Genomic DNA, 1446 nt, shown 5'->3' with positions numbered 1-1446 from the left:
CTGGCCCTTCACAGATGAGCATGGGTAGCCGGGGGCGCGCGGGCTTCTCGAGGGGTGTGTTGTGAGGGCTGGGTAGAGGTCGAGGCCTCCAGGATGGGTAGCGACCAAGCAACCTGATCCATGAAGGCCTCGACGTGTCTCATGCTATCTGCGCGCCCGCGTGCGCGCTCTTCGACCTGTCCGATGTCCACGTGCTCGCCGTCGAGCGTGGTCCGCGCTCGTTCACCCTGGCCGTGGAGACAGTGCCGGCGCTGGTGGGGTGTCCGTCCTGCGGTGTGCTCGCCTCCGGTCATGGCCGGCGGCAGGTCCTGCTCCACGACCTGCCCTGTGCTGGGGTGCCGGTGCGGGTTCGTTGGCGCAAGCGGATCTACCGCTGCCGGGAGGATGCCTGTGAGGTCACGACGTTCAGCGAGGTCCATGAGCTGGCCGCGCCGCGGGGCAAGCTCACCACCCGCGCGATCGCCTGGGCGGTGGGCCAGCTGCGTTCCCACGACATCGCGGTTTCGGCGCTGGCCGAGATGCTCGGGGTTGCCTGGAACACCGTCTGGGACGCCGTCGCCCCGGTCATCGAGGACCAGTTGGCCGCGGAGGATCGGCTGGCCGGGGTGGACGCTCTCGGGGTCGACGAGCACGTCTGGCGCCACGTCGGTCCACCCGGGACCGGGCTGGTCACCGGCATCGTGGACCACTCCCGCGGTGAGGACGGCCGACCCCGAGCCCGGCTGCTGGACCTGGTGAAGGGCCGCACCGGGGCCGCCTACAGCGACTGGCTCACCGAACAAGGGCCGACCTTCACGAGCGGGATCCGCACCGCGACCCTGGACCCGTTCCACGGCTACGCCAACGCCATCCGCGACGAGCTCCCCGAGGCCATCACGGTGCTCGACGCCTTCCACGTCGTCAAGCTCGGCGGCCAAGTCGTCGACGACGTCCGCCGCAGGGTGCAGCAGGACACCCTGGGCCACCGTGGGAGGGCCGCAGACCCGCTCTACGGCATCCGCCGGACCTTGCAGATCGGCGCCGAGCACCTCACGCCCAAGCAGATCACCCGCCTGAACGCGAAGCTGGCGGCCGGGGACCCGCGCCATGAAGTCACCCTCGCCTGGCACTGCTACCAGAAGCTGCGCGCCGTCTACCACGCCCGCCCCGAAGCCGGACGACGGCTCGTCGCCGAGATCCTCGCCGCCTTCCCCACCTGCCCGATCCCGGAGATCGCCCGGCTCGGGCGGACCCTGCGCCGCTGGAGGGCCGCGATCCTGGCCTACTTCGACACCGCCGGAGCTTCGAACGGCCCCACGGAGGCGATCAACGGGGTCATCGAGACGATGCGCCGGGTAGCCCGCGGCTTCCGGAACTTCGACAACTACCGGCTACGCGCCCTGCTCGCCGCCGGCGGCCACCGGCCCTGGCGAAAGGCTCCTAACCATGCTCATCTGTGAAGGGCCG

Annotated in this window: 1 protein-coding gene; it reads left to right on the top strand. The window is 70.7% G+C overall.

Going from position 1 to position 1446, the window contains the following annotated elements:
• Positions 1-134 precede the first annotated feature (134 nt).
• The gene (locus CK505_RS18065) at positions 135-1439 is read left to right on the top strand and encodes an ISL3 family transposase (RefSeq protein WP_255250999.1); all 1305 of its coding nucleotides are present in this window, start codon (positions 135-137) and stop codon (positions 1437-1439) included.
• The last annotated feature ends 7 nt before the right edge of the window (positions 1440-1446 follow it).

The organism is Kocuria sp. WN036 (genome assembly GCF_002287015.1).
Taxonomy (GTDB): Bacteria; Actinomycetota; Actinomycetes; order Actinomycetales; family Micrococcaceae; genus Kocuria; species Kocuria rosea.
Note: the sequence above shows the minus strand (reverse complement) of the source record. Positions and strands in the feature narration are given on the sequence as shown.